Source organism: Natronococcus pandeyae, assembly GCF_008122205.1.
In the GTDB taxonomy this organism is placed as follows: Archaea; Halobacteriota; Halobacteria; order Halobacteriales; family Natrialbaceae; genus Natronococcus; species Natronococcus pandeyae.
This window is the reverse complement of the sequence record NZ_PHNJ01000001.1, coordinates 634,103-648,577: the sequence shown is the minus strand read 5'-3', so window position 1 is coordinate 648,577 and position 14,475 is coordinate 634,103. Positions and strand designations below refer to the sequence as shown.

General features: G+C 64.4%; 15 protein-coding genes. 8 read left to right on the top strand and 7 right to left on the bottom strand.

Features of this window, described 5'->3' with window-relative positions; genetic code table 11:
* The first annotated feature begins 214 nt into the window (after positions 1–214).
* Both fen and CV102_RS03285 read left to right on the top strand, forming a co-directional pair.
* Positions 215–1,192, top strand: a complete 978-nt coding sequence (gene fen / locus CV102_RS03290; protein WP_148856450.1) for a flap endonuclease-1 — start codon at positions 215–217, stop codon at positions 1,190–1,192.
* Between the two features lie 257 nt (positions 1,193–1,449).
* A complete protein-coding gene (locus CV102_RS03285; RefSeq protein WP_148856449.1) occupies positions 1,450–1,764 on the top strand; it encodes a hypothetical protein in 315 nt (104 codons plus the stop codon).
* 212 nt (positions 1,765–1,976) lie between these two features.
* Here CV102_RS03285 and mvaD read toward each other — a convergent pair whose 3' ends face one another.
* Together mvaD and CV102_RS03275 are read right to left on the bottom strand one after the other, a co-directional pair.
* Complete coding sequence (gene mvaD, locus CV102_RS03280) at positions 1,977–2,960, bottom strand: phosphomevalonate decarboxylase MvaD (RefSeq protein ID WP_148856448.1); 984 nt, start codon at positions 2,958–2,960, stop codon at positions 1,977–1,979.
* Positions 2,961–3,080: 120 nt separating this feature from the next.
* Positions 3,081–3,956: an NAD-dependent epimerase/dehydratase family protein gene (locus tag CV102_RS03275; protein ID WP_148856447.1), complete on the bottom strand. Its 876-nt coding sequence runs from the start codon at positions 3,954–3,956 to the stop codon at positions 3,081–3,083.
* Positions 3,957–4,089: 133 nt separating this feature from the next.
* On the opposite strand from CV102_RS03275, the gene nth reads away from it, so the two are divergent.
* On the top strand, positions 4,090–4,773 hold the full coding sequence (gene nth, locus CV102_RS03270; RefSeq protein WP_148856446.1) for an endonuclease III: 684 nt from the start codon (positions 4,090–4,092) through the stop codon (positions 4,771–4,773).
* 88 nt (positions 4,774–4,861) lie between these two features.
* Positions 4,862–5,110 carry a hypothetical protein gene (locus CV102_RS03265; protein WP_148856445.1) on the top strand — a complete coding sequence of 83 codons (249 nt, stop codon included), beginning with the start codon at positions 4,862–4,864 and terminating at the stop codon, positions 5,108–5,110.
* Positions 5,111–6,205: 1,095 nt separating this feature from the next.
* On the opposite strand, the gene CV102_RS03255 is transcribed toward CV102_RS03265, so the two are convergent.
* Both CV102_RS03255 and CV102_RS03250 read right to left on the bottom strand, forming a co-directional pair.
* A complete protein-coding gene (locus CV102_RS03255) occupies positions 6,206–7,000 on the bottom strand; it encodes an NAD(+)/NADH kinase (protein ID WP_148856443.1) in 795 nt (264 codons plus the stop codon).
* Between the two features lie 137 nt (positions 7,001–7,137).
* A complete protein-coding gene (locus CV102_RS03250; RefSeq protein ID WP_148856442.1) occupies positions 7,138–8,448 on the bottom strand; it encodes a M28 family peptidase in 1,311 nt (436 codons plus the stop codon).
* A 153-nt stretch (positions 8,449–8,601) separates the two neighbouring features.
* Between CV102_RS03250 and CV102_RS03245 the strand changes: the two genes are divergently transcribed.
* From CV102_RS03245 to CV102_RS03230, 4 genes are all read left to right on the top strand, one after another.
* A complete protein-coding gene (locus tag CV102_RS03245) occupies positions 8,602–9,666 on the top strand; it encodes a polyprenyl synthetase family protein (protein ID WP_148856441.1) in 1,065 nt (354 codons plus the stop codon).
* A gap of 105 nt (positions 9,667–9,771) precedes the next feature.
* The gene (locus CV102_RS03240) at positions 9,772–10,155 is read left to right on the top strand and encodes a DUF7541 family protein (RefSeq protein WP_148856440.1); all 384 of its coding nucleotides are present in this window, start codon (positions 9,772–9,774) and stop codon (positions 10,153–10,155) included.
* A 21-nt stretch (positions 10,156–10,176) separates the two neighbouring features.
* Positions 10,177–10,428 carry a DUF6684 family protein gene (locus CV102_RS03235; protein ID WP_148856439.1) on the top strand — a complete coding sequence of 84 codons (252 nt, stop codon included), beginning with the start codon at positions 10,177–10,179 and terminating at the stop codon, positions 10,426–10,428.
* 232 nt (positions 10,429–10,660) lie between these two features.
* Positions 10,661–10,945, top strand: coding sequence for a DUF7520 family protein (locus CV102_RS03230; protein ID WP_148856438.1), 285 nt, complete (start codon positions 10,661–10,663; stop codon positions 10,943–10,945).
* 15 nt (positions 10,946–10,960) lie between these two features.
* Here CV102_RS03230 and CV102_RS03225 read toward each other — a convergent pair whose 3' ends face one another.
* The 3 genes from CV102_RS03225 to CV102_RS03215 all read right to left on the bottom strand — a co-directional run bounded on the left by CV102_RS03225 (position 10,961) and on the right by CV102_RS03215 (position 14,437).
* Positions 10,961–11,875, bottom strand: a complete 915-nt coding sequence (locus CV102_RS03225) for a cation diffusion facilitator family transporter (RefSeq protein WP_148856437.1) — start codon at positions 11,873–11,875, stop codon at positions 10,961–10,963.
* 76 nt (positions 11,876–11,951) lie between these two features.
* The gene (locus tag CV102_RS03220) at positions 11,952–13,652 is read right to left on the bottom strand and encodes an acyl-CoA mutase large subunit family protein (protein WP_148856436.1); all 1,701 of its coding nucleotides are present in this window, start codon (positions 13,650–13,652) and stop codon (positions 11,952–11,954) included.
* A 47-nt stretch (positions 13,653–13,699) separates the two neighbouring features.
* Complete coding sequence (locus CV102_RS03215; RefSeq protein ID WP_148856435.1) at positions 13,700–14,437, bottom strand: NAD(P)-binding oxidoreductase; 738 nt, start codon at positions 14,435–14,437, stop codon at positions 13,700–13,702.
* Positions 14,438–14,475: the final 38 nt, after the last annotated feature.

Sequence of the window (14,475 nt, the reverse complement as noted above, 5' to 3'; positions counted from 1 at the left end):
GGTGTTCGTGTGAGTCGCTGTTCTCGAAGTCGTCGGTTACAGCACTGTTTTCGAAGTCGTCCGACGCCACTGTCCCCGAAGTCACTGTTCTCGAAGTCGTCGGTTACGCCACTGTCCCCGAAGTCGCTACGCTGATCTCGAACTCCCTATTCGACTATCGGAATCTCGAGCGAGAAGCCAACGATTCAAATCCGAGAGCCACGAACAACGGGTAATGGGTAACGCTGCACTGCGAGACATCGCGGTCATCGAGGACGTGTCGTTCGACGATATCGAGGGCGTGATCGCCGTCGACGCCCACAACTGGCTCTACCGCTACCTGACGACGACGGTCAAGTGGACGTCCAGCGAGAAGTACACGACCGCCGACGGCACCGAGGTGGCGAACCTCATCGGCATCGTCCAGGGCATCTCGCGCTTCTTCGAGCACGACGTGACGCCGGTGATGGTCTTCGACGGCGGCCCCTCCCAGCTGAAAGAAGACGAGATCGAGTCCCGCCGCGAGCAGCGCCGGAGCTACGAGGAACAGCTCGAGACCGCCCGCGAGAAGGGCGACCAGGTGGCCATCGCCCAGCTCGAGTCCCGCACACAGCGGCTGACGGAGACCATCCAGGAGACCAGTCGGGAACTGCTCGAGTTGCTCGACGTCCCGGTCGTCGAGGCCCCCGCCGAGGGCGAGGCCCAGGCCGCCCACATGGCCAGGCGCGGCGACGCCGACTACGTCGGCTCGGAGGACTACGACGCGTTGCTGTTCGGCGCGCCGCTGACGCTCCGACAGCTGACGAGCAAGGGCGACCCCGAACTCATGGATCTCGAGGCCACCCTCGACCACCACGACCTGACGCTCGAGCAGCTGATCGACGCCGCAATCCTCATCGGGACGGACTTCAATCCGGGCGTCTCGGGAATCGGCCCGAAGACGGCGCTCAGCGAGATCACCGAGCACGGGGACCTCTGGAGCGTGCTCGAGGCCCGCGGCGACACTGTCGAGTATGGCGACCGGGTTCGCCAGCTGTTTCGCGACCCCGACGTGACCGACGACTACGAGTTCGAGACGACGCTCGAGCCGGATCTCGACGCCGCACGGGCCTACGTCGTCGAAGAGTGGGGCGTTCACGCGGACGAGGTCGAGCGCAGCTTCGAGCGGATCGAGGAGCACGCCACCCAGACGGGGCTGGACCGCTGGACGTGAGTCGTGGCGGTGGCGCTCTCACCTACTGTTTCACCAGACAAACAGTCGTAAAATGTGCGTTTATCTGACCGCGAAGGAAGGCGTAAAAACGGACGCGCTTGCATGGTACGCTATTTCATGCCGGTCTGGTTACAATGGTGGGTTTCCGTGAGAAATGCAGCGACTATTCGGGAACTGACAGCGGACGAGCGCTGTGAAACCTTATCTGGGGCATAATAATCCGTCTCTCGGGAATAATCGTAATTGGGTGATTGCCTATGTCCGAACAGACTGAACGCGGTAATTCCCGCACCGAGCCGAAGGACGGTCGACCGCCGGACGAAGAGCCGCGCGGTCGGCGGTTCGCTCCAGGAGCGTGGATGGCCTCGACCGTCGTTCAGACGATCGTTGTACTCGTCGGTCTCGCAGTCGTGCTGTTCGCCGTTGGACAGGCAGTCGGCGCCGACCTCCTCGGCATGGTCGGGGAGGCGCTCGCGACCCACACCGGTCAGTGGCTCGCGGTGGCAGTGATCGCACTGATCGTCGTCGGTGCCGCGCTGCGAGCGATGAGTCTCACACGAGCGCGTTGGTAACACACGCACCCCGTTGGTACCCTCACACGCAACCGACACGACACGATCCGGTTCGACGTAGCTCACCCACATTTTTCGAACGGCACTGATCCGCCCAGTCAGCGGTAAACGACGCTGATACACACGGACAGCGGTAAACAGCGCTGATCCGCTTGATCAGCAGCGGCTGGAACCGGTGGCAGAACCTTCGAGTCGAAACGAATCGCGATCGTCTAGAACAGGTGCTGATCCTCGTCTAACAGCCGTGCGGGACCGCCGACGTCCCAGACGGTCGTCGAGACGCCGCAGTCCGAAACTTCCTCCTCGACGCGGTCGACGTGCTCCTCGGTCGTATTGACGTAGACGCTGGCGCCGGTATCGGTCGAGAAGTAGACCGGGATATCCTCTTCCTCGCGGAGTTTTCGCACCGCGTTGAAGATGGCGAGCGTCGCCGGCTGCCAGTAGACCCACCCCTCGGGGCCGGTCATCGTCGTCGCGGCGAGCGAGAGCGAGTCGTGTTCCGCGAGTTCGAACGCCCGTTCGAAGTCGTCGTTCCGGAGGGCGTCGCGCATCTCGGCGATCTGCCCGTGAATGTGGGCGTTACGGGCCTGGAACATGTGGCTGTCGGCGGCCTCGTCGTGGGCGTCCTCGGTCTCCTTGTGGTAGGGGACGAGGCCGACGACGATCTTCAGGTCCTCGTGGAGATCGCTGGAGAGCCGCTCCGATCGACAGTCGTCGTCGTTCAGTCCGGTGTGAAGCTGCGAGAAGGCGCCGGTAACCGCGCGAGCGGCCGAGGCCGACCCGACGCGAGCGATCGTCGAGATCGTTCCCCGGTCGGCGTCGAGCTCGGCCGCCTCGGCGAGGGCCATCGCCGCGGCGGCGAAGCCCGACGACGAGGAGCCAAGCCCGACGTTCGTCGGGAAGCTGTTCTCGCTCTCGAGGCGCACGGGGTAGACCGTGTGTGCGGCGTCGGAGAGCTTCCGAGCCTTCTCGACGACGGCATCGACGCGCTCGGCGGCGCGACCGTCGAGTTCCTCGCCGTCGACGACGTAGGTGTCCTCGTCGTACTCCATCGAGAACTCGACGGTCGTCCGAGTGTGGCTCGGGGCCGTACAGACGCTGATGCTGTCGTGGTAGGGGAGGCGCTCGATATCGTCGCGCATCCCGTGATACTTGACGAGTCCCTGGATCGGGTGAGCGATCGCGGTCGCTTTCATACCCTGATAGCTGGCTGAGGGCCGCTTAAAGCTCACGGCATCCCGCGACCGGCGATCGCGCCGGCGTGCTCTGGGGGTGTCGTGACGAACGGGAAACGACGAAGTGACGACTCGACCCTCTCAAACCGTCGGCTCGGGGACTGATTCGTCGGCCGCCTCGCGCCACGATCGAGCGGGTTCCCAGCCGAGGACGTCCTCCGCCTTCGCGGTCGAGTACGCGGCCGCGTCCCCCTCGACGGCGCAGTCCTCGGGGAGTCCGCCGTAGTGTTCGCGAACCAGGTTCCGCAGCGGGCGGCCGAGCGCGTTGTCCGGACCCACGCAGTTGAACGCCTCGTGGCCCGCGAAGTCGGCGAGCAGGGCGGCCTCGACCGCGTCGACGACGTCTCTGATATCGACGTACGACCAGAAGTTGCCGGCGCCGGCGGCGAGGTCGCCAACGTACTCGTCGTCGCGACACGGGTAGTCGCCCGGGAACTGGATCCACGAGGGACGCACCGACGCGACCGGGACGCCGTCTCGACGGGCGACGGTCTTGCCGATCTCTTCGGTCACGACCTTCGAGAGGCCGTACGGGTCTTCGGGCCGCAGGGCGTGGTCCTCCGTGACCGGGAGTTCGTCGGGGAGCGGCGTCTCCTCGGCGAAGAAGAAGCCGTAGGCGCCGTCGGACGACGCCTGGACGACTCTGGCCCCGATACGGCCGGCCGCCGTCAGGACGGCGTGTGCCGCGATGGTGTTGTTCCGGTAGAGATCCACACCAGGGTGACGTCCTGCGACCGGAATCGCGGCCCAGTGGACGACCGCGTCCGGCTCTGTAGCCGTGAGCGCGTCGAACACTGCACCCGAGTCGGTCAGGTCCAGCGCGCGGTACTCGACATCGGGGTGGCCCGCCTGCCCGGGATGGGTCCGATCCAGACAGGTGACCGCGTGTTCGTCGGCGAGTCGATCGACGATCCAGCGACCTGACGAGCCCCGACCGCCCGTAACTGCGACGTTCATGGATGATTTCCGCGCGCCAGGGGCCAAAGCGTGGCGATCCGCGACGAGGGACCCCGAAGCAGGCGGCGCTTCGGAACCGGTCGCGCTCGAGTAAATCCGAACGCTGAAACGAGACCCCTCCTACCACACCCCTATGGGAACCCCTCTCGAGAGCCGCGAGGAACAGGCCGCCGAGGTCGTCGACCGACTCGAGTCCGAGTACCCCGACTCGACCATCTCGCTTCGGTACTCGAACCGTCTCGAGTTGCTGATCGCGGTGATCCTCTCGGCGCAGTGTACCGACGAGCGCGTCAACAAGGAGACGAAGCACCTGTTCGAAAAGTACGACGGGCCCGAAGAGTACGCGGCCGTCGACGAGGAGGAACTCGCCGAGGACCTGAACTCGATCACCTACTACAACAGCAAGGCGGGCTACATCAAGAGCAGTTGCGAGACGATCCTCGAGGAGCACGACGGCGAGGTCCCCGACACGATGGACGAACTGACCGAACTCTCCGGCGTCGGCCGGAAGACGGCCAACGTCGTGCTCCAGCACGCCCACGACGTCGTCGAAGGGGTCGTCGTCGACACGCACGTCCAGCGTCTCTCCCGACGGCTCGGGATCACCGAAAAAAAGCGCCCCGAAGCGATCGAACAGGAGCTGATGGAACTCGTCCCCGAGGGCTACTGGCAGCAGTTCACCCACCTCTGTATCGATCACGGGCGCGCGGTCTGTACGGCCCGGAACCCCGACTGTAGCGACTGCGTGCTCGCCGACGTCTGCCCCTCCGAGAAGGGAGACAGCGAGATCGACCTCGCCTCCGGCGAACCCTGGTAGCCGGCCCGTCGCCGACGAAATTCCGCCGCCGTCCGTTGCAAGCCAAACCCCTTTTCGGAAACCGACGGAACCCTCTCGTAGAATCACTATGTCCGACAACAGTGACGAGACCGGAAAGGACGAGCACGGACGAGACGTCGAACTCACACACGAGGACACGGACGTCGAGGAAGAGGACGAAGAAGGGCTGACCGAAGAGGAAAAGGAAGCCCGCGAACGCCAGGACGAGGAGCAGCGACGCCAGGATATCGAACACAAATCCGACGACCGGGAGGACGACGCTCGAGAGCACGTCAATCCGGACAACCACCGAGACGAAGAGCCGTTCAACAGCTAACGAACCTGTTCGACGTCCGAGGCGACTATCTCTCTCCCGTCCGCTACTCGGGAGATCCGGTCCGACTCCGCTTTTATCGTTCGCTCCGCTCGAGTAGCCGTTCCACCGGACGGGGTGCCTGCTCCACCGGGTGAGTATCGAGGGTCAGCATGGCGGTTACCGGCAGTCGGGACTATCGAGCAGAGCTACCGGCAGTTGGGAGTTCGGTTTCGCGGTTCAGAATTAGAGTCGAACCTGAAGCGGTCGAGTCGGTACGTAGCGATGCGGACCGTACGGCACGCCCAAGTAATTCAGAGAACCGAGAATATTATTTCAACTATTTTTGGGAGGAGATATAAATGGTGGGAGAGCAACCGAGTTACAACGATGACCCGAACACACGACAACCTATACGAAGTACTGTCGAACGTGCAACGGCGGCAACTGCTATTCGCCTTGCTGGAAGAGACTCCGCAATCGGATTCACCGAAAGAACTCGAGACACTGCCCGACGCCAGAGGAACCGGTGAAGCGGAAAGAGTCGAACATCGGCACGTTCATCTCCCCAAATTAGACGCGTATGGATTTGTCGACTGGAGTCCCGAGACACGTCGCGTCGAACGGGGACCGCAGTTCGACGAAATCAGACCCGCGTTGGAACTTCTGGCCGCACACCACGAGGGGCTTCCATCAGCAAAATGAGGCGGTATTTCTGTCTTCCTCTGTACTGTCTCGATTCAATTAAACAGCGTTCTCATCGCCTCGACAGTCGTTATCAGCACCCCGATGATAACGAGAGTTATCAAATCCATTGCCAGACCGAAAATAGAAATCTGAATCCCTATCGTCGTGAGAGCAATCGTGTCCTTGAGATCTCGAGTAGTAGAGGACATAACGGGTAGCTATCATCCAGGAATTATATAGTTTAATATATGACAGGGTCGGTGGTCCTCGAGAAAGAGTACACATCGATCCACGACAGGAGCGCGGTTCTCGCTCGCGTCGCTCACGGGTCGTTCCTCCCCGTTCGCGTCCGCAATTCTCTCTACTTCGTTCTGAACCGCACTCACTCCGAACCGCGGACAGTGCGATCGGGTGTGCATCGACGTCCAGCGGCTACTGTTCCCGCTCCTCGAGCGACGCCGTCGGAACGACCAGCGTCTCGAGCGTCCCGTCGGCACCGATACTGACCGGCGAACCCACGGGAGCCGTTCCGACCGACCGGCCGTCGACGACGAGCGTCACCGCACCCTCGTCGCGTTCGACCGCGAGTTCGACCGCGTCGTCGGGGAGCACCCACCGCTGCGTCCGAGTGGTGAACGGTCCGATCGGCGCGACCGCGACGGCGTCGACTGACGCCGAGAGCGAGGGTGCGTTGACGGCACTGGCGTAGCCGCCCGTTCCCGCGGGCGTCGCCACGACGACGCCGTCCGCACGAAACGAGTCGACGAGATCGCCGCCGCTGCGGACGCTGTACTCCGAGATCCGTGCCGGTTCGTCCGTCACCAGCGTCGCGTCGAACAGGGCGCGGGACGTCGCTCCCTCGAGTTCGACGCCGAGAACGGGGTGTGTCTGCGTTCGCGCCTCTCCCTCGAGCGCGGCCTCGAGTGCCTCGGGAAGTCGATCTATCGACACCGACTCGACTCCGCCGACGTCGCCGACGGGAAGCACGGGCGTTCGCGTTCCATTCCGGGCGACGTCCGACAGCGCCGGTTCGCCGGCCGCGAGCAGTAGCGACGGCTCCGCGGCGAGGACGTCCTCGAGCGAGTCGCTGACGATCGTCGCATCGCGATCCGCGAGACGGGTTTCGAGAGCGTCGACGGCACCGGTGAGCGTCTCGCTCGCGGCCGTTTCGTGATCGACGACACCGACGACACTTCCGCCGTCGCCCGGACTCCACGCGGCATCCATGCTCGCCAGTTCACCCGGCCGGTGCAAAAGGATACGGTTGTTCGCGATCGGGACGTCATACGGACTGCTGTAAGTCATTTCCAGAGCAACCGCGAGGGTCCTGCGGTTGCTCTGGCAAATCGTTACAGAAGACCGTCTCAGTCGTCGTACGGCCAGTCGCCGGTGATCCGCATCCCTTCGGCGAGGTCCTGGGCCTCGAGATCCTCGATGATCTCCTCGGTCGAGCGACGTTCGACGGTGGCTTCCTCGCTCGCGAGTGCGACGACCAGATCGGTCAGGAGGATCGCCTGCTCTCGAAGGTCGCGCTTCTCGAGTTTGTCGAACGTGTCGGCGAAGGTGTGGCCCCAGCCGCGACCGACCTCGTCGGAACTCGACATGACGTGGTAGCCGGGGACGCCCCACTGGACGAACGGCCAGTGGTCGCTGTGAGGGCCGAGTCGAGGGACGATATCGACCGAGTGGCCGTACCGGTCGGCGACCGCCTCGGCGGCCTCCTCGAGGCCGTCGAACCCGTGGGTGGTGAACTCGAGCGTTCGACCCCGGACGACGCCGTCGTTGTTGACGATCGCCTCGATCGTGTCGTGGTCGGTCTCGTCGGCGTGGTAGTTGGAGCCGACCAGTCCGACCTCCTCGGCGCCGTAGGCGACGAACTCGACGCGGGTCTCGAGGTCGTCCTCGCGGCCGGCGAGCGCGTTCGCGAGTTCGACGACCATCGCGGTGCCGGCGCCGTTGTCGAGCGCGCCCTCGGCGATGTCGTGGGCGTCGACGTGGCTCGTCACGAGCACGCGCTCGTCCGTGTCGGGGCCGAGTTCGGCGTGGACGTTCTGGCTCTCGGCCGAGTGGATGTCGGCGTCGACCGAGACCGTGACGGCCTCGCCGTCGAACCGCCGGGCCAGGCGCGCCCCAACCTCGCTCGAGACGCCGACGGCCGGAATGTCACCGATCGGATCGTCCGCGGTTCCAACGCTGCCGGTCGGCGGCAGACAGCCCTCGACGTGGTTACGGTAGACGAAGCCGACGGCACCGTTGTCGACGGCGTGGTAGTACTTCTCCCGGCGGTGGACGTACCGGTCGTAGTAGTCCGGAATGTCGCTGCGGACCATGACGACCGCGCCCTCGACGTCGGTCTCCTCGAAGTCGTCGGGGAGGCCGTAGCCGAGGTCGATCAGCGGTGCCTCGACGCGGTCGGACGGGCTCCGGGGAAGCGCGATGCAGTCCTGACTGGTCTCGCCGGCGAGGATCGAACTGTCACCGCGGGCCCAGCCCTGAATGTCGAACGACTCGAGCCGGGCGTTCCGGGCGCCGACGTCTTCGAGCGCGTCGCGGGTGAGCGCTGCAGCTTCTCGCTCGCCGTCGCTGCCGGCCATTCGGTCGCCAATATCGACCAGGCGCTCGAGGTGGTTCCAGCCAACGTCACTGGTGAACAGGTCACCGATCCACGTAGTCATGCGCGAACCGTGGATCCACCATCGGGTAATAGTATCGGCTTCGTCGACGCCAGGTCACGGTTCCGCGCGAAACGCGCGAGCGACGAGAATCGTGGCTCGCGGAGAGACAGGAATAACTGAATCTTTTTTACCCCGCTCGCACTCGAGGGTGGTATGCGGGAGACGCTTGCCGAGTGGCGGCCGGCTATCGACGAGGCGATCGCCGATCTCGTTCCGCGCGAGGTCGACCCCGAGTACCTCGAGGAGTTCTTCGGTGAGCCAACCTACGAGTACGATTCGGAGGGGATCCAGCGAGCGCTGGCGGACCCTCTCTGGGAACTACTCGACCGGGGCGGAAAACGCTGGCGCGCAGTGCTCTTTCTGGTCTTCATCGACGCCTTCGGAGAGGATCCGGCCGACTACCTGCAGTACGCCTGTATTCCGGAAATTCTGCACAACGGAACGATCATCGTCGACGACGTCGAGGACGAGGCCGCGATGCGTCGCGGAGGGCCGGCGCTGCACCACGTCTTCGACGAGGACATCGCGCTGAACGCCGGCAACGCGATGTACTTCCTGCCGCTGAAGATCCTGACCCAGGATCACGCCGACCTCCCGGCGGACCGGCGGCTGGCCGCCTACGAGATGCTGATGGACGAACTCAACCGGACCCACCTCGGCCAGGGGATGGACATCTGCTGGCACAACGAACGCGAGGTCCGGGTCACGCCCGAGCAGTACCTCGAGATGTGCGCGTGCAAGACCGGCTGTCTGGGACGGATCGTCGCGCGACTGGCGGCGATCATCACCGACCAGCCGGCCGACGTCGAGGAGGCCGTCGCCAGCTACGCCGAACTGACCGCCGTCGCCTTCCAGATCGGCGACGACATTCTCGACGTCGAGAACTCGCTCGGTCGCGCCGGCGAGTTCGGCAAGGAGTTCGGCAACGACGTCCGCGAGGGAAAGAAGACGCTGCTCGTGATCCACGCGATGGAAGAGAGCGACCCCGAGACAGCCCACCGACTCCAGGAGCTCCTGCAGGACGACGACAACACCGACGAGGAGATCCTCGAGGCGCTCTCGATCCTCGAGGAGGCGGGGAGCATCGAGTACGCCCGCGAACGCGCACTCGGTCTGGCCGCCGAGGCACGCGGCGAGATCGCCGATCTCGACTTCGACCCGGAAACCACGCGTAAACTCGAGGAGTTCACGGAGTTCGTCATCGACCGCGACGTCTAACAGCGCGATCGCTGCTGTCGGCTCCCGAACGTATTCTGCGGCGTGACTGTTGTCGTATCAGATCGGTAGGATTAGGTACTACAGGCAGGAGGTCGTACGCCCGATATGGCCGACCACTCGACGGGGACCGAGGGGCCGACCACCTCGAGCCCCTGGCCCGTCCTCGTCGCCGTCGGACTCGTCCTCTCCGAGGTCGGCGTCCTCGTCGACCTCTTCCCGATCGCGGTCGGCGGAATCGTACTCTTCGTGGCGAGCATCACCGGCTTCGTCACCGAGTCGGGGCACGTCTCGAGTCCGTGGCCGCTCGCGATCGGTCTGGGACTCGTCTTCGTCGCGCTGGGCTCGCTGCTGTACGCTATCGGGACCGAACTCGTGACCGTCGCCGGCAGCGAGCAACTGTTCGGCCTCGTGACTCGCGGCATCTCGATCGCTGTCGCCGGCGTCGTCACGGTCGTCGGCGCGATCCTCCTGCGCTATCGAAACACCTGATCAACACCGTCCAGATTCACCATGAGCAGACGCGCATTCGACGCCGAAGTCGCACTCGACCTCGCAGTCAACCTGATTCCGCTCGCGATCATGCTCTTTTTCGTCGCGGTCTTCGCCGTGTTCAATCCGTGGGGGTTCGACCCCCTCCGATCGGGAATCCAGTTCGCCATCCTGCTGTCGATGATCGGCAGCCTCGCACTCGTGACCTACATCGCGGCCCGGGTAATCGAGAGCGACGAGCACACGCGGGGCGAGACGCCGGAGTCACGGTGACGCTTCGGCACTGTCGGCTGGAACGGGTTATCGCGACGATAGCGGACCGCCTCGCCGTTGTCCCAGAAATGGTTGCAGCCGACGGTCTCAGTTGATGATGAGGACGAACCCGGTCAGCGCCATCATCAGGGCGATTCCGACGAGCAACAGCCCGAACAGTTCCTTCTCTTCCATACCCGTGTCGACGGGAGAAACCGACAAAAGTCTATATCACGTCACCGAACCGTCGGCTATGACGACCGACGGCGACCGAAACGCTGGCCGAACGTTCGGGGGACGGCGACTCGTCCTCACTCTGGGCCTCGCGCTCGTCCTCGCGACGGCCGCCTTCGGCGCGCTGCTGGGCTCCGTCCTCCCCGCCCAGAGCGGCCTCGAGGAGGTCACCGTCCTCGGCATCAGGTTCGTCGTCTCGCCTGTGACGTTCGCTCTCTACGGCGGCGTCTCCGTAGGGGTCTTCCTGGTGACGCTCGTGCTCGTCGTGACGGCCGTCTCCCGGTTCGACGAGCACGCTGTGTGACGATCGGCGACGCGGTTACGGTATCTTCGATTCCGCTTCGACGTAGATCCGGTCGGCTTCGGGGACGCGCGCTCGAATCGCATCTTCGACGATATCGACCGTCTCCTCGACGCCTGCAGTGTCGAGGTCCGAACGGAACCGGATGTCACACGCCACGAGCACCGACTCCGGACCCAGATGCATCGTCCGGAGGTCGAGCAACTCCTCGACGCCGTCGACCGCGTCGATGGCGTCGACGATCTCGGCGCGTTCGCGGCGAGTAACGCCCTCGCCGACGATGAGACTGCGGTTCTCCCACGCGAGCGCCAGCGCGAGGAACATCAGCAACAGCCCGATCACGATACTCGCCGCGGCGTCGTAGACGACCGCCCCGGTACGGTCCGTGAGGTAGACGCCGAGAATGGCGACGACGACGCCGATGACGGCGACGAAGTTCTCCGTCGCCGCCGTGAGCAGGGGTGCGTCCTTCGAGCGCCGGAACGTCTCGAGCAGCGAGCCAAAGCCCTCGACGTCGCTCTCGCGTTTCATCCCGCCGTAGGACTTGTAGAACGCGTAGGACTCGAACAGCAGGGCGACCCCGAGGACGACGTAGTTGATCCTGACGTCGGCCTCGGCGAACGGCGATCCGAGGGCGCCGTACCCCTCCCGGACCGACGCGAAGCCGGCGATGCCGAACAGGAGCACCGTAACGACGAACGCGAAGAAGTACTGCTCTTTCCCTCGTCCGAACGGGTGTTTCCGGCTCGCGCCCGCCTCGCTGAGTCGAAATCCGAGGAGCAACAACACCTGGTTCCCCGCGTCGCTGAGCGAGTAGTACGTCTGGCTCAGCATGCTCACGTTCCCAGTCAGCAGGTAGGCGACGAACTTCGCAACTGCGATGACGAGACTCGCGACCAGCGAGACGAGGACGACGACGCGCGTCGAGACCATCGGTTACGCTTCGTATCACGTCGCCAGTCGAGTAGGTTGGGGAGGGAACCGCAAGGCGGGGCCGGAACTGGACCGCTCAGGCGAGGCCGATCTGTTCGCTGTAGGCACCGTGCTCGGCCTCGAACACGTCCATGATCTCGCCCATCGTCGCGTAGGCCTTCACCGCGTCGATGATGTACGGCATCGTGTTCTCGCCGCGATCGATGGCCCCCTGGAGTTCCTCGAGCGTCGCCTCCACCTCGGCGTCGTCGCGTTCGTCCTTGACGTCCTCGAGTCGCCCGAGCTGTCGCTCCGCCGTGGTCTCGTCGACCTGGAGAATATCGGGGCTGGTATCCTCCTCGATCGTGTACTCGTTGACGCCGACGACCACTTCCTCCCCGCGTTCGACTCGTTCCTGGTACTCGTAGGAGGCCTCCTGGATCTCGCGGAGGAAGTAGCCCTCGTCGATCCCCTCGAGAATCCCGTCGCGGACCGAGCCGTCGCCCATGTCGCGGATCTCCTCGATGTAGCGCATCGCGCGCTCCTCGGTCTCGTTAGTGATAGACTCGACGGCGAAGCTCCCGCCCAGCGGATCGACGATGTCCGCGGCGCCGGACTCCTCGGCGATGATCTGCTGGGTTCGGAGCGCGACTCGGACGGCCTTCTCGCCGGGCAGCGCGAGCGCCTCGTCGAAGCTGTTGGTGTGCAGCGACTGCGTGCCGCCGAGGACGCCGGCTAAGGCCTGGATCGTCACGCGGGCGACGTTGTTCAGCGGCTGCTGGGCCGTCAGCGACTGGCCCGCGGTCTGGGTGTGGAACTTGAGCCGCTTGGACTCGGCCTTCTCCGCACCGTACCAGTCGTCCATCACGCGGGCGTAGATGCGCCGCGCCGCCCGGTACTTCGCGATCTCCTCGAAGAAGGAGTTGTGACAGTTGAAAAAGAAAGAGAGGCGAGGCGCGAACTCGTCGACGTCCAGCCCGCGATCGATCGCGTCCTCGACGTAGCCGAAGCCGTCGGCGAGGGTAAAGGCGAGTTCCTGGACGGCCGTCGAGCCGGCCTCGCGGATGTGATAGCCCGAGATCGAGACGGGGTGGAACTTCGGCGTCTGCTCGGTCGAGAACTCGATCGTGTCAGTGACTAGATCCAGGGAAGGCTCCGGTGGGATCACCCACTCCTTCTGGGCGATGAACTCCTTGAACATGTCGTTCTGGAGGGTTCCACGGATGTTCTCCCGCGGAACCCCCTGCTGGTCGGCCAGCGCGATGTACATCGCGTAGATCACCGGTGCGGAGGGGTTGATCGTGAAGGAGGTCGAGATCTCCTCTAAGTCGATCCCGTCGAAGAGGATCTCCATGTCTCGGAGGGTGTCGACCGCGACGCCCTCCTTGCCGATCTCGCCCTCGCTCATCGGATCGTCGGAGTCCAGTCCCATCAGCGTCGGCATGTCGAACGCCGTCGAGAGGCCGGTCTGGCCCTGATCGATCAGGTAGTGAAACCGCTCGTTGGTCTCTTCGGCCGTTCCGAAGCCGGCGAACTGACGCATCGTCCACGTGCGCCCGCGATACATCGTCGGATACGGGCCGCGGGTGTAGGGCTCCTCGCCGGGGAAGCCGAGATCCTCGAGGTAGTCCAGATCGCTCACGTCGTCTGGCGTGTAGAGCCGGTCCACCTCGGTGTTCGAGACCGTCGCGAACCGATCCTGGCGCTCGCCGTGTGCCTCGAGTGTCGGTTCGAGCGTCTCTTCCTCCCACTCTTCGGTGGCCTGGCGAATGGACTCGAGATCCTCGTCGTCGTACATGATCGTAATTTTTGCCGGACAATCCATTAAGGATTCCGGGTGCGCGCCTAGAGGCGCATTCGATCCCGATCGGCGTTGATTCGATCGAACGCCCAGTCGACGTCGACCGAGCGCTTTGGCGGACCCGAGAGTCCGCTGCGGCTCACGATCTCGAACGTGTGGTTGCGTGCGTCCGGCGTAAATGGGGCCGCAGCCATGATACGTGCCACGTCGGCACGCGAGATCGACCCAGAGACGGAGTCGCCGCCCTCGCCGACGACGACCTCGCCGCTGGGCGGTTCGTTCGTGAGTTTGCCGGGTCTGAGGATCGTGTACTCGATCCCCGACCGACGGATCGCGGTCTCGGCGTCTCGCTTGGCTCGCAACGACCCCCGGATGATGAGTCTGGCTGGAAGCGGGAGTCCGGGTTTGGAGCTCCCGACGCCGATCGCACTCTGGTAGACGAAATGAGAGATGTCCTCGCTCACCGCCGCCGTCAGCAAGTTGCTGACCCCGGTTCGATCGACCAGCTTGCCACCGATGGTGTGGCGGTAACTCGGCGGCGTGCCGAGCGCACAGCAGACGATATCACAGCCCTCGACGGCCGTCACCGCGTCGGCCGGTTCGAAGAAATCGACCACGGCGACCTCGTCTGCTCCGAGTCGCTCGAGTTGCTCGACGTTCGCGTACGATCTGGTCGTGGCGCGGACGGTGAGATCCGTCGGTCGCAACACGGCCAGCAGTTCCGTTCCCGTCTCACCACTCGCACCCGCAACGAGGACGCGCTCTGAACTCTCGTCGGTCATCGGACGGGATACTCGCTGAAGGCAGAAAACCCTCACCA

Bases quoted from the DNA above. Each gene is read 5' to 3' on its own strand.
- CV102_RS03265 (WP_148856445.1), top strand. From the start codon at position 4,862: ATGTCCGACAACAGTGACGAGACCGGAAAGGACGAGCACGGACGAGAC.
- CV102_RS03255 (WP_148856443.1), bottom strand. From the start codon at position 7,000: ATGGATGCCGCGTGGAGTCCGGGCGACGGCGGAAGTGTCGTCGGTGTC.
- CV102_RS03240 (WP_148856440.1), top strand. From the start codon at position 9,772: ATGGCCGACCACTCGACGGGGACCGAGGGGCCGACCACCTCGAGCCCC.
- CV102_RS03225 (WP_148856437.1), bottom strand. From the start codon at position 11,875: ATGGTCTCGACGCGCGTCGTCGTCCTCGTCTCGCTGGTCGCGAGTCTC.
- nth (WP_148856446.1), top strand. From the start codon at position 4,090: ATGGGAACCCCTCTCGAGAGCCGCGAGGAACAGGCCGCCGAGGTCGTC.
- CV102_RS03245 (WP_148856441.1), top strand. From the start codon at position 8,602: ATGCGGGAGACGCTTGCCGAGTGGCGGCCGGCTATCGACGAGGCGATC.
- fen (WP_148856450.1), top strand. From the start codon at position 215: ATGGGTAACGCTGCACTGCGAGACATCGCGGTCATCGAGGACGTGTCG.
- CV102_RS03215 (WP_148856435.1), bottom strand. From the start codon at position 14,437: ATGACCGACGAGAGTTCAGAGCGCGTCCTCGTTGCGGGTGCGAGTGGT.
- mvaD (WP_148856448.1), bottom strand. From the start codon at position 2,960: ATGAAAGCGACCGCGATCGCTCACCCGATCCAGGGACTCGTCAAGTAT.
- CV102_RS03230 (WP_148856438.1), top strand. From the start codon at position 10,661: ATGACGACCGACGGCGACCGAAACGCTGGCCGAACGTTCGGGGGACGG.
- CV102_RS03250 (WP_148856442.1), bottom strand. From the start codon at position 8,448: ATGACTACGTGGATCGGTGACCTGTTCACCAGTGACGTTGGCTGGAAC.
- CV102_RS03220 (WP_148856436.1), bottom strand. From the start codon at position 13,652: ATGTACGACGACGAGGATCTCGAGTCCATTCGCCAGGCCACCGAAGAG.
- CV102_RS03235 (WP_148856439.1), top strand. From the start codon at position 10,177: ATGAGCAGACGCGCATTCGACGCCGAAGTCGCACTCGACCTCGCAGTC.
- CV102_RS03285 (WP_148856449.1), top strand. From the start codon at position 1,450: ATGTCCGAACAGACTGAACGCGGTAATTCCCGCACCGAGCCGAAGGAC.
- CV102_RS03275 (WP_148856447.1), bottom strand. From the start codon at position 3,956: ATGAACGTCGCAGTTACGGGCGGTCGGGGCTCGTCAGGTCGCTGGATC.